This is a genomic window from Polyangiaceae bacterium, assembly GCA_020633235.1.
GTDB lineage: Bacteria > Myxococcota_A > Polyangia > Polyangiales > Polyangiaceae > JACKEA01.
Genome location: JACKEA010000002.1, coordinates 1,231,950 through 1,254,124 on the forward strand (window position 1 = coordinate 1,231,950; position 22,175 = coordinate 1,254,124).

19 protein-coding genes are annotated in these 22,175 nt (G+C 68.3%); 9 read left to right on the forward strand and 10 right to left on the reverse strand.

Annotated features, from left to right (window positions below):
• Positions 1 to 8: 8 nt before the first annotated feature.
• Complete coding sequence (locus H6717_16000) at positions 9 to 1,163, reverse strand: hypothetical protein (GenBank protein MCB9578529.1); 1,155 nt, start codon at positions 1,161 to 1,163, stop codon at positions 9 to 11.
• A 125-nt stretch (positions 1,164 to 1,288) separates the two neighbouring features.
• Here H6717_16000 and H6717_16005 point away from each other — a divergent pair, with 125 nt between their 5' ends.
• Positions 1,289 to 3,517: a hypothetical protein gene (locus H6717_16005; GenBank protein MCB9578530.1), complete on the forward strand. Its 2,229-nt coding sequence runs from the start codon at positions 1,289 to 1,291 to the stop codon at positions 3,515 to 3,517.
• A 3-nt stretch (positions 3,518 to 3,520) separates the two neighbouring features.
• Here H6717_16005 and H6717_16010 read toward each other — a convergent pair whose 3' ends face one another.
• Both H6717_16010 and udk read right to left on the reverse strand, forming a co-directional pair.
• A complete protein-coding gene (locus H6717_16010) occupies positions 3,521 to 4,672 on the reverse strand; it encodes an AlkZ family DNA glycosylase (GenBank protein ID MCB9578531.1) in 1,152 nt (383 codons plus the stop codon).
• Between the two features lie 56 nt (positions 4,673 to 4,728).
• On the reverse strand, positions 4,729 to 5,352 hold the full coding sequence (gene udk, locus H6717_16015) for a uridine kinase (protein MCB9578532.1): 624 nt from the start codon (positions 5,350 to 5,352) through the stop codon (positions 4,729 to 4,731).
• 132 nt (positions 5,353 to 5,484) lie between these two features.
• Between udk and H6717_16020 the strand changes: the two genes are divergently transcribed.
• On the forward strand, positions 5,485 to 6,468 hold the full coding sequence (locus H6717_16020; GenBank protein MCB9578533.1) for a hypothetical protein: 984 nt from the start codon (positions 5,485 to 5,487) through the stop codon (positions 6,466 to 6,468).
• On the opposite strand, the gene H6717_16025 is transcribed toward H6717_16020, so the two are convergent.
• Genes H6717_16025 through H6717_16040 form a run of 4 tightly spaced genes read right to left on the reverse strand, consistent with a single transcriptional unit; the run spans position 6,427 to position 11,076 of the window.
• Positions 6,427 to 7,839: a hypothetical protein gene (locus H6717_16025; protein MCB9578534.1), complete on the reverse strand. Its 1,413-nt coding sequence runs from the start codon at positions 7,837 to 7,839 to the stop codon at positions 6,427 to 6,429. The two genes, H6717_16020 and H6717_16025, sit on opposite strands and share 42 nt — an antisense overlap.
• Complete coding sequence (locus tag H6717_16030; GenBank protein ID MCB9578535.1) at positions 7,836 to 9,086, reverse strand: FAD-dependent oxidoreductase; 1,251 nt, start codon at positions 9,084 to 9,086, stop codon at positions 7,836 to 7,838. Before H6717_16030 ends, H6717_16025 begins: the two co-directional genes overlap by 4 nt.
• 19 nt (positions 9,087 to 9,105) lie before the next feature.
• On the reverse strand, positions 9,106 to 9,969 hold the full coding sequence (tesB, locus tag H6717_16035) for an acyl-CoA thioesterase II (protein ID MCB9578536.1): 864 nt from the start codon (positions 9,967 to 9,969) through the stop codon (positions 9,106 to 9,108).
• On the reverse strand, positions 9,970 to 11,076 hold the full coding sequence (locus H6717_16040; protein MCB9578537.1) for a hypothetical protein: 1,107 nt from the start codon (positions 11,074 to 11,076) through the stop codon (positions 9,970 to 9,972).
• Positions 11,077 to 11,202: 126 nt separating this feature from the next.
• Between H6717_16040 and H6717_16045 the strand changes: the two genes are divergently transcribed.
• From H6717_16045 to H6717_16075, 7 genes are read left to right on the forward strand one after another with little or no spacing between them, the layout of a single operon-like run.
• Entirely contained in the window at positions 11,203 to 12,570 is a 1,368-nt protein-coding gene (locus tag H6717_16045) for a short-chain fatty acid transporter (protein ID MCB9578538.1), read from the forward strand.
• Between the two features lie 9 nt (positions 12,571 to 12,579).
• The gene (locus H6717_16050; GenBank protein MCB9578539.1) at positions 12,580 to 13,596 is read left to right on the forward strand and encodes a hypothetical protein; all 1,017 of its coding nucleotides are present in this window, start codon (positions 12,580 to 12,582) and stop codon (positions 13,594 to 13,596) included.
• Positions 13,593 to 14,156, forward strand: coding sequence for a TlpA family protein disulfide reductase (locus tag H6717_16055; GenBank protein MCB9578540.1), 564 nt, complete (start codon positions 13,593 to 13,595; stop codon positions 14,154 to 14,156). Before H6717_16050 ends, H6717_16055 begins: the two co-directional genes overlap by 4 nt.
• 9 nt (positions 14,157 to 14,165) lie before the next feature.
• Positions 14,166 to 15,209, forward strand: coding sequence for a serine/threonine-protein phosphatase (locus H6717_16060; protein MCB9578541.1), 1,044 nt, complete (start codon positions 14,166 to 14,168; stop codon positions 15,207 to 15,209).
• Complete coding sequence (locus H6717_16065) at positions 15,206 to 16,267, forward strand: tRNA pseudouridine(13) synthase TruD (protein ID MCB9578542.1); 1,062 nt, start codon at positions 15,206 to 15,208, stop codon at positions 16,265 to 16,267. The genes H6717_16060 and H6717_16065 overlap by 4 nt, the downstream gene beginning before the upstream one ends.
• Before the next feature lie 19 nt (positions 16,268 to 16,286).
• A complete protein-coding gene (locus tag H6717_16070) occupies positions 16,287 to 17,003 on the forward strand; it encodes a 1-acyl-sn-glycerol-3-phosphate acyltransferase (protein MCB9578543.1) in 717 nt (238 codons plus the stop codon).
• 40 nt (positions 17,004 to 17,043) lie between these two features.
• Positions 17,044 to 17,466, forward strand: coding sequence for a TerB family tellurite resistance protein (locus tag H6717_16075; protein MCB9578544.1), 423 nt, complete (start codon positions 17,044 to 17,046; stop codon positions 17,464 to 17,466).
• 4 nt (positions 17,467 to 17,470) lie between these two features.
• Here H6717_16075 and H6717_16080 read toward each other — a convergent pair whose 3' ends face one another.
• The 3 genes from H6717_16080 to H6717_16090 all read right to left on the reverse strand — a co-directional run bounded on the left by H6717_16080 (position 17,471) and on the right by H6717_16090 (position 22,174).
• Entirely contained in the window at positions 17,471 to 18,475 is a 1,005-nt protein-coding gene (locus H6717_16080; GenBank protein MCB9578545.1) for a hypothetical protein, read from the reverse strand.
• Between the two features lie 25 nt (positions 18,476 to 18,500).
• Positions 18,501 to 20,141: an acyl-CoA synthetase gene (locus H6717_16085; protein ID MCB9578546.1), complete on the reverse strand. Its 1,641-nt coding sequence runs from the start codon at positions 20,139 to 20,141 to the stop codon at positions 18,501 to 18,503.
• A gap of 110 nt (positions 20,142 to 20,251) precedes the next feature.
• Positions 20,252 to 22,174, reverse strand: coding sequence for an acyl-CoA dehydrogenase family protein (locus tag H6717_16090; GenBank protein MCB9578547.1), 1,923 nt, complete (start codon positions 22,172 to 22,174; stop codon positions 20,252 to 20,254).
• Between the last annotated feature and the right edge of the window lies 1 nt (position 22,175).

Below are 22,175 nucleotides of genomic sequence, written 5' to 3' on the forward strand. Positions count from 1 at the left end.
GGCGGGCCTCAAAACGTCTTCTTGCAGGGACAGGTGACGGTGTCGATCGTCGCGTTGTAGCCGGAACAGGTCGTGCTGCTGGGCACCGCCGCAGTACAGGAGACCGCCATCTTGCAGTCGCTCGCGAGGGCGCTGTACTTGTAGTAGCCGCAGCAGCCGACGGTCGTGCCGAAGCCGCCGTTGCAGCCTTTGGTGTTGGGCTCCACCGTGGTGTAGCCACCGCTCTGGCAGAAGTCGGCGCAGGTCTTCCCCTGGCACGACGACTGGTAATAGCAAGTGGGGTTCACGTCGCCGTGGGCGACGCAAGTGCCGGCTTCACACGCCACGCTCGCGCCGTAGGGCAGTGCGCCGCCCGCGGTAGTGCAGTCCTTGGCGCAGGTGCCGCAGTTCTTCCAGTCGCTGTCGGTATCGACGCACACGCCGTTGCACAGCGTCTTGCCGCTGTCCGCGCCGGTGCAGCTGCACTTCCCGCCCTGACAGCTGACGGAGCTCGAGGACGACGAGCAAACGCTGCCGCACTGGCCGCAGTTGGCGTTGTCCGTGTTGGCGTCGACGCACTTGCTGCCGCACTGGACGTAGCCGCTGGGGCAGCCGTTCTGGCACTGTCCGTTGACGCAGGCGACGCTGCCGCCGGCCGGCGCCGTGCACTTCTTGTTGCAGCTGCCGCAGTGATCGGCATCGTTCGCGAGATCGAAGCAGGCGCCTTGGCTCGCGCACAGCGTGGCCTTCGGGTCGGAGCAGGTCTCGCCGCACTGCCCGCCCTGACACGTCACCTTGGCGCCGCTCACGGAGCTGGTGCACAGGTAGCCGCAGCTGCCGCAGTTCTCGGTGTCCGTCGCCAGATCCGCGCAGCCTTTGGGGCACGTGGTGAGCGCGCCGCAGCCAGCGCCCGCGCCACTGCCGCCGGCGCCACTGCCGCCGGCGCCCGCGGCGCCGCCGGCGGGGGCGCCACCGCTCCCCGCTTCCGCGCCGCTCCCCGCGAAGCCGCCGCCGGGCGCCGCTCCCGCGCCGCCCGCGCCGCCCAGCGCGCCCCCGAAACCCCCGGTTACCGCGCCGGAAAAACCCCCAGATGAGAAACCTCCGGCATCGGAAGTCCCACCACCGCTGCCGCCTCCAGAGCTGCACGCCGCCAAGCCCAGGACCAAGAAGATCCAACGTTGCACGCCGCCGCGCTCAGCAACTGCCGTGCCGTCGGCATTTCCCGAGATCCCGTTGGCGGGCTGTGGCGCTCACGCCGCAGGTCCCCGCTACGGCTGCGGCGCCGGCGCCGCAGAGGTAGAATCCGACCATGCGCGGCGATCGATACAGCTTGCTCTTGGCGGTGGTGCTTGCAGCAGTCGGCGTGGCCGGCGCCTGCGGCGGCAGCGGTACCGACGTGGCGAATCCACCGGGAGTGGGGGGCAACGGAAGCGGGGCAACGGCGGGCAGCAGCGGCACCGGCGGCGCCATCGTGGACGTGAGCAACGACGGCCTCACCTCACTGAAGCTCACGCCGGAAAACCCGACGGTCACCGTGAAGAGCGGCCAAGCCCTGCCCACCGTCCAGTTCCAGGTCGATGGCCCGAACGGACAGGTGAGCGCCCAGTGGCTGATCGACCGCGCGGAGATCGGCAGCATCGATCAGAATGGGCTCTTCACGGCGGCGGGCAAGGCCGGCGGACAGGCCACGGTGGAAGCGACCGTGGGTACCGAGAAGCTCTCCACCACGGTGACGGTGAACATCGAGACCGAACAGAACGGCGGCATCGAGAGCGACGGCGGCACCACCGGGGGCGGAGTAGGCGGAGTGGGCGGTGAGGGCGAAGGTGGCGCCATCGATGCCGCGCTCCGCGCGCTGCTCGAGGGTCCGCTCACCGCCGACGCCGAGCTCGCGTTCCTGTACCCCTACGACAGCACCGTGTGGCCGCTCGGTCTGTTGTCGCCGCTGCTCCAGTGGAAGGCGGGCCCGAGCGCCGTGGCGGACGGCGTCTACATCCACCTCAAGGGCAAGTACTACGATTACAAAGGGTTCTTCGGTCGCCCGAAGCCGCTGCCGGCCGGCGCGCCCTTCGTGCGCCATCCCATTCCTCAAGACGTGTGGGACGCCGCCACGCTCTCGGCTGCGGGAGACACCCTCACGGCCACGGTGGTGGTCGCCGCCGGCGGCGTCGCCTACGGCCCCATCAACGAGAGCTGGACCATCGCCGCCGGCCGCCTGAAGGGGACGGTGTACTACCAGTCCTACGGCACCAAGCTGGCCAAGAACTACTCGGGCGCCATCGGCGGCGACGGCATGTTCGGCGGCGCTACCCTGGCCATCAAGCCCGGCGCCACCGATCCCGTGCTGGTGGCGGGCAAGACCGGCGGCCACGCGGACTGTCGCGTGTGCCACAGCGTGTCGGCGGACGGCTCGCGCATGGTGGTGCAGCACGGCGACAACTACCAGCGGAGCTCGTCCTACGATCTCAACGGCGGCTACGCGGAAGCGCCCTACCCGGCGAGCACCGACACCCAGCTCGGCTGGGTGGGCCTGTACCCCGACGGCAGCATCGGCGTCGGCAACGCGGTGCCGCTCCCCGGCAACGCCAACGGCGCCAGCAGCGGCCTGTACGACATGCAGACCGGCGCCGCCCTCGCCACCAACCTCGCGAGCTTCGTGACGCGGGCGGGCTTCCCCGCCTTTTCGCCAAACGGCAAGAAGCTCGCGTTCAACTTCTACGCCGGCCCTGGCGACGCGACAGTGGGCGCCGGCGACGGCAAGAAGCTGGTGGTGATGGACTTCGACAAGGCCACCGGCAACGTGTCCGGCGCCATGAAGGTGTACGAGGCGAGCAATCCCCCCGGTTGGCCCACGTTCCTGCCCACGGTGGACGGACTCGTGTTCCAGGTGGAGCTACCGAGCTCCAGCAACGAGTACTTTGCCACCCGCTACGGCGCCAAGGGCGAGCTGTGGTGGAGCGATCTCGCGACCGGCACCGCGCACTCCCTGGATCAGGCCAACGGCAAGGGCTACCTGCCGACGGGCTCTGCGAACCACGGCGACGACTCCGTGCTCGGCTACGAGCCCACCGTCAGCCCCATCGCCTCCGGCGGCTACGCCTGGGTGGTGTTCACCAGCCGCCGACTCTACGGCAACGTAGCCACCATCGATCCTTGGTGGAGCGATCCGCGCGATCACGACCTGACGCAGACGCCCACCACCAAGAAGCTGTGGGTCGCCGCCATCGATCTGAACGCGAAGCCCGGCACCGACCCGAGCCACCCCGCGTTCTACCTGCCGGGCCAGGAGCTGCTCGCCGGCAACGCCCGGGGCTTCTGGGTGGTCGACCCCTGCAAGAACGATGGCTCCGACTGCGAGACCGGCGACGAGTGCTGCAGCGGCTTCTGCCAGGCGGATCCACAGACGCAGAAGCTCAGCTGCGGCAAGAAGGAGAATCAGTGCTCGCAGGAGTACGACAAGTGCACGACGGACGCTGACTGCTGCGACAAGAGCCTGAAGTGCATCAATGAGCGCTGCTCGCTGGTGATCCCGCGCTGACGGTTACGCCGGAGGCTTTCGCGCTGAGCGGGAGCGGAGCGGTGGGAGTTTGCCGCCCTTTCCCAGCTCCGTTTCGCTGATTTCGGGGACCCGCCCCAAAGACGCCGCGTAGCGTTCGGCCGCTGCATGAGCACGGCCTGCGTCCCGCGAGCTCGGGCGCGTGAACCAATGGAGCTCGATCGCGACGCGCTCGCGCGACAGAGTCCGGCGCCAGGTGCCCATGACACGCCCACCGATCACGATGCACGGGTCGAGCATTCCTCCCCCGGCGTTGACGCGCTTGGCATGCTCGGGGGCGAGGGTGGCGTCGCGGTTCTTGTAGGCGATGAGCCACTCGTCGAACGCCGGCAGGAGCCATACGCCGGACGAGCGGCCTTGCCGCACACTGCCGCCGAAGTAATGAACCGTGCCCGCGACGACGTCGCGTTCGAGCCGGGGTGCGGCGGCCTCGGAAGCCGCGCGAGCTTGCCCCAGCGTGAGGCCCGACCACCAAGCGAAGTCCGCTGCCGTCGCCGGGCCTCGGCTCCGGAAATAGCGAGCGGCGAGCACTGCGCAGGCGTCGCTGCCCGTCGGCATGGACTCCTTGGCCGGGGCTACGCGATCGAACAGCGAGTAGCTGATCTGCGAGCCGACGCGAGCGCCGCCGCAGATCACCTCTTCCAGCTCCGCCCGCAGGAGCAGGTGGGAGAGTCGCTGACCCGCCGTGGACACGCCGCCGCGTTCCAGTGCGACCTCGAGCTCTTTCCGAGTCATCGAGTCACGCTGCTCGAGGGCACGGGCGACAATGCGCATGCTGCGATCGAAGTCGCGCTGAGTGAGGCCCAGCTGCCGATAGCGAGCCGCGCTCTGCTGAACGATGCGCCCGGCACCGAGGCGCGTGATCCAGCGCGCGTCTTTGGGCGTTACGAACTGCCACGTTCCCCGCAGCGCGTGGGTGCGCACCACGCGGCGCTTTTCGAGCGCTCGCTCGACCACGGAGTGCGCGGGACTACCCTCGAGACGCAGCGCGAGCCCCCACGTGGCAGCGGCGTAGTCCTGAGCTTGAACCGCGGTGAGCCAAGCCACCAACTTTGCGGGCGCTGCGTGCTCCTGGTGGGAGATCTGTTGGGCGGCAAGGCGCCGGGCGAGCAGCATGGCAGAGGGACGTTGGGGCACCTCGCGTCCTCGCGTCAATGGGGCGCGCCGTTTCCGCGGCGCCCCGACAAGAAGGGCTAGCTGCCGTCGACGATGGCGCGGATCTTGGTCACCAGCATGTCCACGCCGACCTGATTCATTCCGCCCTCCGGGATGATCACGTGGGCCCAACGCTTGCTGGGCTCGACGAACTCGAGGTGCATCGGGCGGGTGCTGTCGAGGTACTGCCAAGCCACGGACTCCAGCGTCCGTCCACGCTCTCGGGTGTCGCGCTCGATGCGCCGCAGCAGGCGCAGATCCGGATCGGTGTCGACGAACACGCGGATGTCCATCAGCTGGCGGAGCTCGGGATCCGCCAAGATCAGGATGCCGTCCACGATCAACGCGCGCCGCGGCTCGACTTTCTTGCACTCGGTGCGCCGCGTATGGGTGGTGAAGTCGTAGACGGGAACGTCGACCGTGCGCCCCTCGATGAGCTGCCGCACGTGCTCCACCAGCAAGTTGGTGTCGAGAGCGTCGGGGTGATCGTAATTGATCGACGAACGCTCGTCCGGCGAGAGGTGCGAGCGATCCTTGTAGTAGGAGTCGTGCTCGATCACGCTCACTGCATCCTGCCCCAAGGCGGAGATGATCTCGCGAACCACGGTGGTCTTGCCGGAGCCGGTTCCTCCAGCCACCCCGATGACGACAGGCCGCTTCATGCCACCGGCTTATTCGGCAACGCTGCTGCCCGAAAGGCCGAATCGACAATCGTGCAATTTCGAACACTTTGGAGCGGGCCTGCCCCGAAGTCGCGATCGGGAGCCAAAGCCTACTAAGATGCGAAGCACTCGATGGCGTCTCGTCTACTCGTCGCCGCCACGGCCGCGCTCGCGCTTGCGCTCGGTGGCTGCAAACGGGACAAACCCGTGGGCGAAACCCCCTCGGCAACGCCGCCCCCACCCCCGGCCGCGAGCTCGGCGCCGACGCCCGAGCCCGAGGTGAAAGCGGAGCCTGAGAAGCCGGATCCCGCCAAATATGCCTGGCTCGGGGATGACTCCCTGGAGCTGCCCAAGGCGGTGGACACGCTGGCGTCGCGCTTCGCCACGCCGCCGGGCTACGAACGGGTGAAGCTCGCGGAGGACTCCTTCGGAGCTTGGCTCCGACACCTGCCGCTGGCGGCACCCGGCACCCCGGTGACGAGCCACAAGGGGGACGTCGTCCACCCCGGCAACGACGACTACCTCGCCGCGGTGGTGGCCATCGACGTCGGCAAGATCGATCTGCAACAGAGCCCGGACGTCGCGATCCGCCTGCACGCGGAGTGGCTCTGGTCCCAGGGCGTGCGGAACATGTCCTATCGCGGCGCCACGGGCCTCGACATGCCGCTCTCGCGGTGGGCCCGCGGAGAACGCTTGGTCGCAGAGGGCCGCGGTGTCGCGTGGATCGTGAAGGCCAAGGCCTCCGAGGCCGATCACGCGGAGCTCCGCCGCTATCTCGACGCCGTCTTCACCTGGGCCAACAGCACGTCCCTCGCGCAGCAAGCGACGCCGGTCGATGCCAAGGACGTGGCGCCCGGCGACTTCTTCGTGCACCTCGGCTCCCCGGGGCACGCCATGATCGTCCTCGACATCGCCGAGAAGCCCTCGGGGCAGAAGCTGGCCCTGTTGGGCCAAGCGCTGAACCCGGCGCAGAGCATCTACGTGGTGCGCTTGGGCCGGGCGACGGCGTGGTTCAGCCTGCGCCCCGGGTCGCCCCTGATCACGCCGTACACCGAAGAGTTTTCCTGGGAAGGGCTACGGCGCTTGCCGCGGCCCAGCCCCGACGGCGACAAGTAGCTCCCCGAGGCCCGTTCCGAGCTCGCGATCCGCGAGGCCGAAAGCGGACACGGCGCGCGGCGCGATCGGTTTTCCCACCGGCGTGTGGGCGGGTGACGGCGTGAAGCGCACGAAACCGCCCACGTCCGAAGGGCCCACGCTGATGCGACCGACGACCTCGTCGTCCGGACCGGCCACGCGGTAGCCGTCGCCTTCGGCGGCGAGCAACAGCTCCGGCCGCGCCTCGAGGGGCGTCGGTACGACGCACCAGGCGCCGCCTCGGCGTGACGCGTCCGCGGCGGCCACCACCTCTGCCTCGAGCAGCGCGGTGCGGAAATCGAGAGCCTGGCCGGCTTGCGCCGCGATGGCGAGCAGCGTGAGAGGAACCGCCTCGATGGACTGACCGAGCACGCCGATGCCCGCACCGATGCGCGGGTTGAGCTCCGTGGGCATGAAGCCGTCGCGGGTCATCACGCCATCCACGGTGAAGGCACCGCGGAAACCGATGCGCTCCGCGATGCCCGCACCCACGACGCGCCCCACCTCGCGCATGGCCTCGCGGTCGCGAGGCTCGGGATCCCAGAACGTCGCTACGCCGGCGTACACGAAGCGACCGCTGTCCGGCCGCCGCAACGTGACGAGCTCCACGGGGCGGAACACCGCCACGCCCTCCGGCGTCACGATGCCGTGAATGCTGCACGGCACGCCCTTCAAGAAGGGCATCACCCGCACGCGATCCACCTCGCCGGACAGCAGCGCGAGGGCGTCGTCCGCCTCGGCCTCGGAGCGCACGTGGTAGAGCTTTTCGGCGCCGCCGTGAACGCCGTCACGAGCATCCGCCGCCCACACCGTGCCCGCCCCCGAGTCCAGGCGTCGCGCCGCAGCGAGCAGCGCCGCCTTGTCGAGCCGCACGATTTCCGAAGGCGCCCGGGCAACGCCCAGGGCGTCCCACACCTCGTCGATGCGAGTCTTGTCCTCCAACGCGATCCAGTCTCGCGGCCGCGCGCCGAAACGCGGACGCCCACACACGGTCGCCACTTCCCCGAGGATGATGGCGCCCAGGGCGATGGCCTGACGCTCCGGATCCCAGGCGTCCACTCGCGCACGCACTTCGTCCGGCGGATGCAGGAGGCGGCGCTCATAGCCGCGCAGGGAGTCGTTCACGCTCTTGGCGGACAGCTCGAGCGAGCACCACTCCGCCTCCTCTTTCGTGGGCGGAGTGCCGAGGCCCATGCTCGATCCGATCACGAAGGGACGAGCGGCCCCCAAGCTCCGCAGCTGACGGGCGAGCGCCGTGAGCCCCGCCACCGGTCCACCGACCACGATGATCTTCTTGCCCGCGAAGATCCGGCGGAGCTCCCGCTCGACGTGCTCGGCATAGCCCTTGTTCATGCTCGTTCCTCTCGATAGCCCGGCAGCCGCGGCACCAGGGGGACGTGCTTGTTCGCCCGGGCCAGCGCCCGAAATACCCGAACGCGCCAGGCGATGGCGAGCTGATCCGTGCCGGCGCCGGCGAGCAGCGTGGTGATCGCCCGCCGCAGATCGAGGCTGTCGCTGGGAGAGAACAAGAGCTCCACCAGCTCCGGCGTGTAGAAGCCGCGCACCATCGCCCGGTAGGAGGCGAGAGTGGATTCCACGAAGCGCTCGTAGCCTCGAAAGCGAGCGCGCCGCACGTCTCCCTTCGAGAGCGCGCGATCGATGGCCTCCGCCCCGGAGAAGCCGTGCATCAAGCCCAGATGAATCCCGGTGGAGAACACCGGATCGAGAAACGCCGCCGCGTCCCCTACCAGCAGGTAGCCGTCACCGCTCACGGGCCGGCACGAGTACGAGAAATCGCTGATGCTTCGCACCGGAGCGACTCTCCGCGCATCGGCCAAGCGCTCCCGGAGCAGCGGCGTCTTGGCGATGCGAGCGGCGAAGCCCGCCGCGTCCGCCTTGTGCTCCACGAACGCGCGCTTGGGGCCGACGAAGCCCACGCTGCTCCGCCCCTTCGCGAGCGGGATCATCCACCACCAACCGGCCGGATCGACCACGATGGTCACGTCTCCGCCGCGTTCCCCTTCGTGGCGAAAGGCCCCTTCGAAGTGGGCGAACACCGCTGCGTTCTTCAGCACCGGATCCATCTTGCGGATGTTGCGCAGGCGTCCGAGGAGCGCACCCTGCCCGCTGGCGTCCACCACGAAGCGCGCGGCGAGCTCACGCTCCGCGCCGTTCTTGCGGACTCGCAGGCGGGCGCCCGCGGCGGACGTCTCCACGGCCCGCACGTCCGAACCCTGGTCGATCTCCGCCCCGGCGCGCTCGGCGGCTCGGAGCAGAACGTCGTCGAGCTCCGAGCGCTCCGCGTGCCACGCGGAGGCGGGGTGCGGCACCATGCCCTCGGCGAAGGAGTAGCGACGCTCCACTTGGCCGTCGTGGGTGACGAACTCTGCGCCGTACTTCTTCACGAAGCGCGCATCGAGCTCTTCCACCACGCCCAGTCGCTCGAAAAAGGGCAGCGAGCAGGGCAGCAGCGACTCCCCCACGTGGAAGCGCGGGAATTGCTCGCGTTCCAGCACGCGCACGCGCCGGCCCCGGCGCGCGAGCTCCGCGGCGGTGGCAGCACCGGCGGGGCCTCCTCCTATGACGACGACGTCCAACACGGCCACCCCGGAGGGTAGCTCAGGTCGGCCACTTGCGGATCAAGCCCTCTTGCATGGTGCTGGCCACCAAGGTGCCGTCTTGGGTGAAGAACTGTCCGCGCGCCAAACCCCGGGCCGACGACGCCGAAGGGCTGTCGACCACGTACAAGAGCCACTCGTCGAAGCGAAACGGGCGATGAAACCACATCGCGTGATCGAGGCTCGCCACCTGCATGCCGGGGCTGAGCCAGCTCACGCCATGCGGCTGCATCGAGGTGCCGAGGAAATTGAAGTCCGAAGCATACGCCAGCAGGTACTGGTGAATGCGCGGCTCGTCCGGCAGCCGCGCCACCGCGCGATACCAGATTTGACGGTGGGGCGGACGGCGATCCGGGTTCAGCGGATCCTGTGGATCCACCGGACGCACCTCGATGGGTCGCTCCGCCAGCGCGCGCTCGCGCAGCGGCTCGGGGATGCGATCCACCACCGCCCGGGCCAGCTCCGTCTCCGAACGGAGCCCGTCCGGGCCTGGAGCCGCGGGCTTGTCCGCCTGATGCTCGAAGCCGTCTTCCGGCTTCTGGAAGGAGGCGGCCATGCTGAAGATGGGGCGCCCGCCCTGGATGGCCACCACTCGACGCGTGGTGAAGCTCGATCCGTCGCGGATGCAGTCCACGTCGTACACGATGGGACGACTCGCATCGCCCGTGCGCAGGAAGTAGCTGTGGAACGAGTGCACCGTGCGCGCATCCCCCACGGTCTGCTCGGCGGCGGACAAGGCCTGACCCAGCACCTGTCCGCCAAAGACGTTACCCCAGCCGAGATCCTGGCTCTGACCGCGGAACAGGTTCTGCTCGATGCGTTCGAGAGCCAAGAGCTCGACGAGCTCGGCCAGTACTCGGGACACTCAGTTGCCCAGGAAACTACACAGCGCGCCGCCCGGACAGCAATCGTTGATGGGGAACGACGCCTGATCCGAGTGGAAGCACACCTTCGCGCCCTTGCTCGGGTAGTAGTACGCCCAGAAGAAGCACATCTCCGCGTTGGCGCTCTCGCCGAAAGACACCTGCTTGTTGCTGGTGTTCTTCCAGTCGCAGGTGAAGGAGAACCCGCCGCCCTTCGGGACCTGGAAGGGGGGGTCGTGCTTCACCGTCTCCGGCTCGTCCCATTGCCAACCCGGAACGTCGTACACCGCGCTGCCCGGGTCGCTCTCGGAAGCGACCGCGGAGACCTTCACGTTGGTGCCGAAGTGATGCTCGTGCCCGGTGATGGCGAAGAAGTTCACGCCATCGTACTCGCTCGGCAGCGGGAAGAACGTGGGCCCCAGGGTCCAGCTGCTGTTCGCCGGGATCTTGATGTCGGGGTTGCCGATGAACAGGAAGTCCGCCTCGTCCTTGAAGGCGGACTCGGGGATCGAGGTGAACTTGGACGACGCCGTCACCTGAACCGGGCCCGGCGTGGTGTTGATGTAGTGCAGCTCCAGACGAATCATCTGGTTTTCGTTCAGGGTGAAGGCCACGCCTTCCGGGAGCTTCAGCTCGTCCTTCGACTTCTGCGTGATCATCACCGGAGCGCCCTTCGTGGGATCCAGCGTCTCCACGAAGGGAGAGCAGTCGAAGGGCGTGAGCTTCTCTTCCGTGTCGTTCGTGCGGTACACGATCATGTGGTGGCTGGAGCTGCTGATCTCGTTTTCGATCAGCCCCACGCGGAAGTTCGCCGGGTTGTGCAAGCGCTTCACCACGCACTGGGTGTTCTCGTAGCCGGACGGTACGTCGATGGGGCCGATGTCGACGGAGAAGGACTCGCCACCTCCGACGCCACCGCCCGTGCCTCCGGTGCCGCTGCCCGCGGCGCCGCTGGTGCCTCCGCTTCCCCCGCTGCTGCCACCTCCGGTGCCCGCGCCGGCTGCACCGCCCGACGAGCCGCCTCCGGTGTTCGCGCCGTTGTCGTCGCTGCTTCCGCCACAGCCGACCAAGAAGGGAATCAACACCAACGCACAAGACCAACGATTCATCGACACACCTCTCCTAAGCGGGGACCGAGCGAGCGCGGGTAATTTAGCGGCTCTCCCGACTTGCGCTCGATCAAATCGCGCGCGCACATCCTCCTACACGTCGAGTTGATCTACCGTGGAGCGCGGATGCTGGAACGGATCGGCAGTTGGCTGTCGCGGGGTGCACGACGCTTCGTCCCGGATCCGTTCGTGCTCGCGCTGTTGCTCACCTTCGTGAGCTTCGCTGCGGCGCTCTGGTTCACTGGCGGAAACTTCCACTCCGTCTTGATCGCATGGGTGGATGGAAAGGGCGGAGGCAAGGGTTTCTGGAACCTGCTCGCCTTCGGCATGCAGATGTGCCTGATCCTGGTGACGGGTCACGCGCTGGCCTCCAGCCCGCCCCTTCGCCGCCTGCTCGACGCCCTCGCCGCCCGCGCGACCACGCCGGCCAGCGCAATCGCCATCGTGGCAGTGGGCGCGATGAGCTTGGCGCTGGTCAACTGGGGGCTCGGGCTCATCGGTGGCGCGCTGCTCGCGCGCGAGGTCGGCCAGCGCGCTCGCGAGCGCGGCGTGAAGGTGCACTATCCGTTGCTCGCCGCGGCGGGCTACAGCGGGCTGATGGTGTGGCACGGCGGCCTCAGCGGCTCCGCGCCGTTGAAGGTCACCCTGAGCAAGGACCTCGGCGAGATCCTCGGGCCCGAGCTGGCAAAGCAGATCGTCGCCATGCCGCTGTCGGAGACCATCGGCGCTTGGCCCAACCTGCTGGCCAACGCGGCGTTGCTGGTGATCGTGCCGCTGGTCCTGATCCGCATGCTTCCCCGGGACGAACGCGAACGCCGCGCCGCTCCCGAGCTCGAAAGCCACGGAGCGGCGGAAAGCTCTGGTGAAAGCTCCCCTGCCCAACGTCTGGATCGCTCCCGCATCCTGGCCGGCCTCACTGCCATCGCCGGCTTCGCGGCGTGGTTCTTCGTGGTGCGGCGCCAGGGTATCGGAAACCTGGATCCGAACCTCATCAACTTCCTGTTCCTGTTCCTGGGCCTCGCGCTGCACGGCTCCGCGGCGGCCTATGGTCGCGCCATCGGCGAAGCCGCGAATGGCACCGCGGGTATCATCCTGCAGTTCCCGTTCTACGCCGGTATCATGGGTGTGCTGACGGGCACCGGCCTGCTGGGCGCCATCGCAGGAGCCTTCGTCAAGGTCGGCGCCGGCGCCCTGCCGGCGGTCTCCTTCTACGCCGCGGGGCTCGTGAATTTGTTCGTCCCGAGCGGCGGCGGTCAGTGGGCGGTGCAGGGTCCCATCTTGATGAAGGCCGCGGTGGACAGCGGCGTCGCGCCGGCACGTTTGGTGATGGCCCTGGCCTACGGCGACCAGTGGACCAACATGCTACAGCCCTTTTGGGCGCTGCCTCTGCTCGGCATCACCCGTGTATCCGCTCGGGACATCATCGGCTACACCGCGGTGCTGCTGTTAGTGAGCCAAGTCGTTTTCGTCGCCGCCCTCTACCTCGGCTGGTAGGCTTCGCTCATGAAGGGGCTTGGCATCGCGGTCGTCACTTTGGGCCTCGCTCTCGCGGCCTGCGGCTCGAACTCCAGCAACAAGAGCGCGAACACGGGCGGCGCCGGAGGCGCGGGAACCGGCGGCAGCGGCGGAACCGGCAACACCGGTGGCAGCGGCGGCGGCGCGCCGGGCTCGGGTCCCACCATCGCGGGCTGCCCCGTGTTCCCGGCGGACAACGAGTGGAACCGGGACGTCTCCGCGGACCCGGTGGATCCCAACTCGGACGCCATCATCGCGTACATCAACGCCAACGGCGCCAGCAAGGTGCACCCCGACTTCGGATCCAATCCGGAGTACGGCATTCCTTACGTGGTGGTGAACGGCACGCAACCCAAGGTGAACGTCAGCTTCGACTACGCCGACGAGAGCGATCCGGGGCCGTACCCGATCCCTCCAGACGCACCCATCGAGGGCGGCCCCAACGCAGACGGGGATCGCCACGTGTTGGTGATCGACAAGGACGCCTGCAAGCTCTACGAAACCTTCGATTCGCACTTCCAGAATCCGGGCTGGACCGCGGGCTCCGGCGCCGTGTTCGATCTGAAGTCCAACGCGCTCCGGCCAGACGGCTGGACCAGCGCCGACGCCGCGGGCCTGCCGATCTTCCCCGGCCTCGTGCGCTACGACGAAGCCGTGACCCAGGGCGTGATCCGTCACGCGCTCCGCTTCACGGTCTCCAAGACCCGCGCCGCGTACGTGCACCCCGCCACGCACCTGGCCAGCAGCAACACGGATCCGAATGCGCCACCCATGGGCATGCGCGTGCGCCTGAAGGCGAGCTTCGACCTTTCGCCCTACTCCGGACCCGCGCTGGTGGTGCTCACGGCCCTCAAGAAGTACGGCATGTTCGTGGCGGACAACGGCTCCAACTGGTTCATCTCAGGCGCTTCGGATCCCAGCTTCGACGACGACCAACTCGGTCAGCTCAAGGGCGTGCCGGGGGATTCCTTCGAGGTCGTGAAGCTCGGGAAGCTGTATCAGTGAGGCGAGCGGCACTTCTCGTGCTGCTCCTCAGCGGTTGCGGCGAGGCCGCGCCCCCGGCCCCCGCCACCGCCGCACCCAGCGTTGAACCCGAGCCCGCGCGCGAGCCCTTTCGCGTGGTGTCCCCTGAAGAGCGGGTGCCCGAGTTCCACGTGCGCGCGACGGACGGCACGGTGTTCGACTCCGACGCCCTCGTCGGCAAGCGTCCCTTCGTGGTCGTCTTCTACGCCACGTGGTGCAGCGTGTGCGAGATGAAGCTCCCCGTCGTCCGCCACGTGCTCGAAGGCCATCCCGAGATCCCGGTCATCGGCGTGGCCCTGGACGAAGCCGACACCTGGCGAGCCGTTCCCGGCTACGTCGCCCGCCACTCGCTGGCCTTCCCTACGGTGCGCGGCGAGCGCTTCCCCCGTTTCGCGCTGGCCTACGATCCATTCCAGTCCGTGCCCGCCGTCGCCGTGGTCGGCAAGAGCGGGTACTTGATCGACTACCAGATCGGCTTTTCGCAAAGCCACGAGCGGCGTCTCCGCGGCGCCCTCGAGGTCGCCGGAGGGGTGATGAAATGATCGTTTTCCTTGTTGGTCCGCCGCGGAACCGAGCCCTGGACGCGGCTCGACGCCCGCGGTAATCCGCATTTCGTGCACACTCCGACGACGGCCCTCGCCTCCGACCGCATCTCCGCGGGAGCTACGGACACCGGTCTCCGACGGCGCGAGAACGAGGACGTGGTGCTCGTCCGCGATGACCTCGGCCTGTACGCCGTGGCGGACGGCGCCGGCGGCCACGACGCCGGGGACGTTGCGGCGGAGTCCGCCGTGCGCTCGCTGGTGGCGGGCATCGCCAGCGCCGACGAGCTGCCTCCGGCCAGCACCGCCGCCCTCAATCGTCTGGGCATCGATCCCGAAGCGCGGGCGCTCTCGGCGGCGTTTCACCGCGCGCATCGCGACGTCGTCGCCATCGCCCGAGTGTCGCAGTCCGCCAAAGGCATGGGCTCCACGCTGGTCGCCGCCCTCTTCTCGGAGCGAGAGCCTCTGGTGCACATCGCCCACGTGGGCGATAGCCGCTGCTACCGGCTGCGGGGCGGCCACCTGGAGCTGCTCACGGTGGATCACTCCATCGCCTCGGACGTGCTCGAGAAGCGACCGGAGCTCGACGACGCCGTCTTGGCGCGCTTGCCCAAGAGCGTCGTGACCCGCGCCCTGGGCATGGGCCAGTCGCTCCACGCCAGCGTGCAGACCAAGGCGGTCGTCGCTGGCGACCGCTATCTGCTGTGCTCCGACGGGCTCAGCGGACCGGTGTCGTCCCAGGGCATCGCCGACGCACTGAAGAGCGCCGCCACGCCAGACGACGCCGTGCGCGAGCTCATCGCCCGGGCGAACGCCGCCGGTGGCCCGGACAACATCGCCTGCGTGGTGGTGGACTGCCCTGGCGGCGCGGACCACGCGCTGCCCGTGGACCGCACGTCGAACACCATCGTGGACGATCCCTCGGTGCGGTCGTCGGATCCGGAGCTCCTGATCATGGGCATCGAGGAGCTGGATTTGAGCGGCCCGCCGGATCGCGTGGGGGACGACCTCATCCGCGCTCTGGACACCGTCGTCGGCAAGCACTCCAAATGACGCCGCAAGAGCCGGAGCTCGCCTGCGCGGATCTCCCCGCGGTAGGCGGCCGCATTGGACCCGAGCCGGAGGACTTCGTGGTGGACGAAGTGCTCGATCGCGAGCCCAGCGGGAGCGGCGAGCACCTCTTCGTGCGCATCGAGAAGCGCGTCTTGAACACCCAAGACGCCGTGCACGCCGTGGCCCGCGCCGCCGGCGTGCGAGCACCAGACGTCGGCAGCGCCGGCATGAAGGACAAGCACGCCGTGACCCGGCAGTGGCTGAGCTTGCCGCCGGGCGCGAGCGACCCCGGGAGCTGGCAGCTGCCGGAAGGCCTCAGCGTGGTCGAGAGCACCCGCAACGAGAAGAAACTCCGCACCGGGCAGCTCTCCGGTAATCGCTTTCGCATTCGCCTGCACGAGGCAAACGCCAACGCGAACGCCGCCTGCGCCGCCATCGTGGCCCGCATCGTCGAGCAGGGCCTGCCCAACTACTTCGGCGCCCAGCGCTTCGGCATCGCCGGGCAGAACCTGGACCGCGCCCTTCACTGGCTCCGGTCCGGAGACGCCGCTCGGGGTCGCGGCTCGCGCTTTCACAAGAAGCTCTACCCCAGCGTGATCCAGTCGGAGATCTTCAACCGCTACCTCACGCGCCGCCGCGCCCTGGGGCTCTCGACGCTGCTGGTGGGAGAAGTGGTGCGCCTGGATGGGTCGAACAGCGTGTTCGTGGTGGAGGAGCCGGAGCGGGAGCTTCCGCGTCTGACCAGCAAGGACATTCACCTCACCGGTCCCATGCCCGGACCCAAGATGAAGAAGCCGAGCGGAGTCCCGGCGGAGCTGGAAGCGGCAGTGCTCGGGGAGCTCGAGCTGTCGGACGACCTGCTCTCGGGGCTCGCGCGGCATGCGCCCGGCACGCGGCGGGATCTGTTGGTGTTTCCCGAAGGCCTGGAAGCGCGCGTGCTGGATGCCAATGTCGTAGAGCTTTCGTTCTTCCTTCCGAGTGGCAGCTACGCCACGGAGCTCGTGCGCCAGCTCACCCGCGCACCGTTCCTCGAGCCGCGGCGCGACCGAGACCGCTGATCTGATATGCTCCCGGGGCGTGTCGGTCCCGATCCTGCTCGAGAACATCGCGCTGACGGCGACGATATCGCTCCCCACCGCTCTGGAAGGCGCCATCAATCGTCCTCGCCCCACGGAGGTGTACGACGCCCGGCTCGATTGGTGGTCGCGAAAGCTGCTGGAGGCCGCGGACATCTCGCTATCGGTGAGCGGCCGAGAGAACCTGCTCGCCAACGAAGCCTTCGTGGTGATGAGCAATCACCAGTCGCACTACGACATTCCGGTGTTGTTCCAGGCTCTCGGGCGGCGCATTCGCATGGTGGCCAAGACGGAGCTGTTCAAGATCCCCGTCTTCGCGAGCGCCATGCGCGCGGCCGGCTTCGTCGAAGTCGATCGCAAGAATCGCGACCGCGCGGTGGCCGCCCTGAAGGGCGCGAAGGGCGCCATCGACGCCGGCACGGACATCTGGATCGCTCCGGAAGGCACCCGCAGCGAGACCGGTCGCGTGGGTCCCTTCAAGAAAGGGGGTTTCCACATGGCGGAGGACGCGGAGGCCCGCATCCTACCCGTGACCATAGAGGGCACCCGCCGCGTGCTACAGGCCCACGACTGGCGCGTCAAAAAGAGCCATCACGTTAGCGTGGTGATCGGCAAGCCCATCGACGCCCCCGCCTACGGCCCGGAGCGCCGCGCGGAGCTGATGGACGCGGTCCGAGCGGCCATCGTCGCGCCGTTGCCGGAAGCGCTCCGCGGCTGAGGCTTGGCGAGACCGCGAGCGGCGGCTACCCTTCCGCCCCATGAGCGGCATCGACATGTCTGCAGCCCACGACCTGCCCGCCCCGAAGCTCGAGGCACTGGTGGAGATGATGTACCTGGCGGCCTCCGCCGACGGCGAGTTCTCCGACATCGAGAAGGAGCACTTCGGCAAGAGCGTGGAGTCCCTCACCAACGGGCGCATCGCCGGCGCGGACATGGCCGCGTTGCTCGAGCGCATGAAGAAGGATCTGGACTCGGAGGGTCGCAGCGCACGGCTCGCCGCCGTAAAGGAGCGATTGCCGGACGCTGCGGCGCGCAAGGTCGCCCTGTCCCTCGCCATTCAGGTGACGGCGGCGGACGGCATCATCCGCACCAGCGAGCGCGAGCTGATTCTGGAGACGGCCGAGACGCTGGACATCGATCGCGACGAGGCCGCGGATCTAGTCCGCGACCTGTCGCCCTGAACGACTACGGCCCGGTGATCTTGGCGCCCGCTCCGAGCGCCTGAGTCTTGCCCGTCACCTTGGTACCGGAGAACGTGATCTTCGCGTTCCCGAGCGCCTTGGCCGCGAACTGCTTGCCGGTGATGCTGCCGCCAGTGACGGTGATCACGGCGTTGGCTCCGGCGGACAGCGCGATGGGCGCCGTGATGTTCACGTTCACGAGCTCCACGTGGCAGCCGCCGCCGGCGTTGATGGCCATGCCGCTCGAGATGTCCGCGGTCACGCCCTCGATCTTGACGTGCTTGCTTCCGCCGCAGTTGTACATGCTCTTGCCGTCCCAGCTCACCGTTTCTGCCGGGCCCGTGGCCGCCTTGGTGCCGCTGGTGGAGTCCGACGCCTGGCTGTAGATGTACCAGCCGAGGCCCGCCAGGCCGATCAGCACGATGCCCACGATCACGCAGCCCGCGCCGTACCAGATCAGGTTGCTCTTGGCCTTGTCCTTGAGCTGCTGGCCGAGCTTGTCGGTGTTGATGCCTTCGCTGCTGCTGGCGTCGATCTTGAGACCGCCGATGTTGAAGCGCGCCTTCACCTCGTAGTTGCTCGGATCCAGCCGCTCCTTCGCTTCCTGCGCGAAGGCTCCGCCGATGGCCTGCGCCGCCGTGGGCGGAGGCGGAGGCATCTGCCCCATGGGCTGAGGCATGGCGGGCATGTCCAGCTGCGCCTGGAGCTCCAGCTGCGTGATCTGCGCCCCCACCTGCGCCGCCTGCTGGCTGCACGCCTGGATGATCTCCGCCGAGTAGTACGGCAGGCTGCCGGGCAGCGTTTGCAACGCGACCTGGTTGGTCGAGAGCTTCTGCTCGATCACCTGCTTGGCGGCGTTCATCACCGCGGACTGCAGCCACTGCGTGGCCTGACCCGGATCCCCCTGGGTGGTGAAGGTGACCGTGCCCCACAGCTTGCCGCTGACGTGCTGCTGGGTCGCTGGATCTACGAATGGACCAATCGGCCCGCCGAATTGCCCCTGATGCATGGCCGGACTCTATAGCGTTAGCGATCTAGACGTCGATGGCTTTCTTGGAGCCCACGCGGTTTCTGAGCTCGTACTTCTGCACCTTGCCGGTGGAGGTGCGCGGCAGCTCTCCGAACACCACGGCCTTCGGTGCCTTGAACGACGCCAGGTGCTCCTTGCAGTGCTGGATGATCTCCTGCTCCGTGGCGCTGGCGCCGGCCCGGAGCTCCACGAACGCGCAGGGCGACTCGCCCCAGCGCTCGTCGGGCTTGGCCACCACCGCCGCGGACAGCACCGCCGGGTGCCGATACAGGACGTCCTCCACCTCGATGCTGGAGATGTTCTCGCCGCCGGAGATGATGATGTCCTTGCTGCGGTCCTTGATCTTGACGTAGCCGTCGGGGTTCATCACGCCCAGGTCCCCGCTGTGGAACCAGCCCCCGGCGAACGCCGCGGTCGTGGCAGAAGGGTTCTTCAAGTACCCCTTCATCGTGATGTTCCCCCGGAACATCAGCTCCCCCATGGTCTCGCCGTCCGCCGGCACGGGCTCCATCGTGCGCGGGTCGAGCACGGTGAAAGCGCTCTGCAGCTGGTAGCGCACGCCCTGCCGCGCGTTCTTCTGGGCGCGCTCGGCGATCGAGAGATCGGCCCAGTCTTCGTGCACCTCACACACGGCCGCGGGTCCGTAGGTCTCGGTCAGGCCATACACGTGGGTGAGCTCGAAGCCGAGCTCCGCCATGCCCTCGATCATCGCCGCCGGCGGCGCTGCTCCCGCCACCATGGCGTGCACCCGGTGCTGGATCCCCTGCTTCAGCTCGGCCGGAGCGTTCAACAGCGTGGTCTGCACGATGGGCGCGCCGCAGTAGTGGGTCACCCGGTGCTCGCGGATGGCGTCGAACACGGCCTTGGCCTCCACCTTGCGCAGGCACACGTTCACCCCCGCCCGCGCGGCGATGGTCCAGGGAAAGCACCAGCCGTTGCAGTGGAACATGGGCAGCGTCCACAGGTACACGGCGTGCCGCTGCACGTCGCAATCCAGCGCGTTCGAGATGGCGTTCAGGTACGCACCGCGGTGGTGGTACACGACGCCCTTGGGGTTGCCGGTCGTTCCCGAGGTGTAGTTCAAGCAGATCGCGTCCCACTCGTCCTCGGGGCGCTGCCACGCGAAGCTCGGATCGCCCTCCGCCAAGAGCGCCTCGTACTCTATGCTGCCCACCCGCGACCCGGGCCCCGAGTACTCCGGGTCGTCCACGTCCACCACCAAGATCTCGCGCCCCAGCTGGGCCACCGCGGCGCGCCCGAGCTCCGCCAGCTCCGGATCCACGAGCAGCACCTTGGACTCGGCGTGTCCCAGCATGAAGGCGAGGGTCTCGGCGTCCAGCCGCGTGTTCAGCGTGTTCAGCACCGCGCCGTTCATGGGCACGCCAAAGTGCACCTCGCACATCGCCGGCACGTTCGGCAGCAGCACGGAAACGGTGTCTCCGCGCCCCACACCTCGGCGCGCCAACGCGCTCGCGAGCCGCACGCAGCGCTCGCGCATCTCGCTCCAGGTTCGGCGCAGCGATCCGTGGATTACCGCCACGCGATCCGGATGCACGTCCGCTGCCCGCTCCAGAAAATCGATGGGCGTGAGGGGGACGAAGTTGGCGGGCGTCTTTTCGAGACCGAGATCGTAGGGGGACGGCATCTCCCGAGGGTACGCCCATCTCGCCGGCTGGGCGACGCTGCCCACGCCCCGCCAGATCCTTGCTCGACTATTGTTGGTCCGGCGCGAACCCCGTCGCGCCGCGGACGCCGCTATCCCGCGGCGCGCTCGGCTTCGTCCTCCGCGGCGGAGAGGCGCGACAGGAGTCGGCCACCCGTGCTCGTGATCGAATCGTACAGGTAGCGGCTGCGGGGCTCGGCGCGCTCCAGATAGCGCTCGAGCACGTCCGCGCGTTCCGGATGCCTCTTCGCCTGGCCCAGCAAGATCTCGCACACCAGCTCGTCGGCCAGGAGCTGCGTGAGGCGCTCCGCGTGCAGCATGGCCACCGCGAAGTCGCGCTTGGGATCCCAGTTCTTGAAGAACGCCGTGGGCCACTCGGAAAGCGGCTTGCCGGACAGGCCGCGCACCTTGGCGCCCGCCGTGCGGCGGAGCAGGTGCTGCTGCGCGCCGAGGGACAGCATCTGGATGCGCGCCACACGGCGCTCCAGCGGATCCCGCGACGAGAGCCAGCGCCAGCGCGTCTGCGCCATGCGCTTCACGAAGCCGCGGGGGTTCTTCATGATGCCGCCCAGGGTGTCCTTCATCGCCATCAGCGCCTGGATCTGACTGGTGCCCTCGTAGATGGGCATCACCATCGCGTCGCGCACCAGCTTCTCCGCGCCGTACTCGCGCATGTATCCGGCGCCACCCAGGATCTGCACCGCGCGGCGCCCCATTTCCACGGCGCGCTCGCTGGCCAGGTACTTCAAGAGCGGAGTCACTCGCCGTGCTTCCGCCTGGTGCCGCCTGATGGCGCGATCGCGAGACAGATCACCGGTGTTCGAGGCGAGCCCCCGCAGCGTCAGCTTCTGTGCCATCTCCTCGTGGAAGCCGCCGTGCATGGCCATCGCCCGCAGCGCCTGGATGTCCGTCTGCATCTCTTCCAGGTAGTCCGCGATCATCTCGTGACGCTCGATGGGCTTGCCCATGCTGCGCCGCTCCGCTGCGTAGGCCGTGGCAATGCGATGGGCCGCCTCGCACAGGCCGATGCTCTCGAAGCCGACGGACAGGCGAGCGTTGTTCATCAGCACCAGCATGTACTTGAAGCCCTCGCCGCGCTGGCCCACCAAGTGCGCCGGAGCGCGATCGAAGGTGAGCGCCGCGGTGGCGGAGCCGTGGTGCCCCATCTTCTCTTCCACCCGATCCACGGTGACGATGCGCTTGCGATTGCCGTCCGCGTCTTCTTCGTAGGTGGGCACCAGGAACATGGACAGGCCCGAGAGCCCCGCCATCGGATCGTTCGGATCGCCGGCCTTCTCCGTGCGGGCGATCACGAAGTGGTACTTGCCGTGTCCGGAGGTGATGAAGATCTTCTGCCCCGTCACGAACCAGTTGCCGTCTTCGTCCTGCTCGCCCACGGCCTTCAGCGCCGCCATGTCGCTGCCGGCGTCGGGCTCGGTGATGTCCATGCACCCCCAGGCGTTGCCCTGACGGATCTCCTCGATGTACTCGGCGAAGCGCGTCTTGGAAATCTCGTGCGTCTCGGGATCGATCTCGGTGGTGCCTTCGCGAATGCTCAAGAGCAGCATCGCCAGCGCCATGCCACCGTGAAACCCATGGTGTGCCATCACGCTCACGTCCGCCCGGGCCAGCACCTCGGTGTTGATCAGGTACATCAAGAACGGCGCGTTCATACCGCCCAGCTCCCGCGGCAGACACATGCCGTGGATTTCGAGCTCGCGGATGCGCTCCATGACGTGGTTCATCGCGTCCGGCTGCACCACCTCGCCGTCCTTCAGGTGCACGCCCACTTCGTCGATGGCCAGGGAGTGGGGCGCTACCTCGTCCGCGGCGAACTCCCCCATCATCTCCAGCATGTCGCGGTAGACCTGCTTGGCTTCCTCCGGATCCGAGAACGCGGCGCCTTCGCCAAAGCGGGTCTCGTTGATCTCGAGCAGGGAATCCCAGTCGATCCCGCGGTCCAGGTAGTAGCCCAGGTCCTCGTTGTCCTTCACGAAGTTCGCCATTTTCGTCACC

What these genes read in the sequence shown, in the direction of transcription:
- H6717_16075 (MCB9578544.1), top strand. Translation starts at nt 17,044, where the DNA reads ATGAGCGGCATCGACATGTCTGCAGCCCACGACCTGCCCGCCCCGAAG.
- H6717_16085 (MCB9578546.1), bottom strand. Translation starts at nt 20,141, where the DNA reads ATGCCGTCCCCCTACGATCTCGGTCTCGAAAAGACGCCCGCCAACTTC.
- H6717_16005 (MCB9578530.1), top strand. Translation starts at nt 1,289, where the DNA reads ATGCGCGGCGATCGATACAGCTTGCTCTTGGCGGTGGTGCTTGCAGCA.
- H6717_16050 (MCB9578539.1), top strand. Translation starts at nt 12,580, where the DNA reads ATGAAGGGGCTTGGCATCGCGGTCGTCACTTTGGGCCTCGCTCTCGCG.
- H6717_16045 (MCB9578538.1), top strand. Translation starts at nt 11,203, where the DNA reads ATGCTGGAACGGATCGGCAGTTGGCTGTCGCGGGGTGCACGACGCTTC.
- H6717_16065 (MCB9578542.1), top strand. Translation starts at nt 15,206, where the DNA reads ATGACGCCGCAAGAGCCGGAGCTCGCCTGCGCGGATCTCCCCGCGGTA.
- H6717_16040 (MCB9578537.1), bottom strand. Translation starts at nt 11,076, where the DNA reads ATGAATCGTTGGTCTTGTGCGTTGGTGTTGATTCCCTTCTTGGTCGGC.
- H6717_16025 (MCB9578534.1), bottom strand. Translation starts at nt 7,839, where the DNA reads ATGAACAAGGGCTATGCCGAGCACGTCGAGCGGGAGCTCCGCCGGATC.
- H6717_16020 (MCB9578533.1), top strand. Translation starts at nt 5,485, where the DNA reads ATGGCGTCTCGTCTACTCGTCGCCGCCACGGCCGCGCTCGCGCTTGCG.
- udk (MCB9578532.1), bottom strand. Translation starts at nt 5,352, where the DNA reads ATGAAGCGGCCTGTCGTCATCGGGGTGGCTGGAGGAACCGGCTCCGGC.
- H6717_16080 (MCB9578545.1), bottom strand. Translation starts at nt 18,475, where the DNA reads ATGCATCAGGGGCAATTCGGCGGGCCGATTGGTCCATTCGTAGATCCA.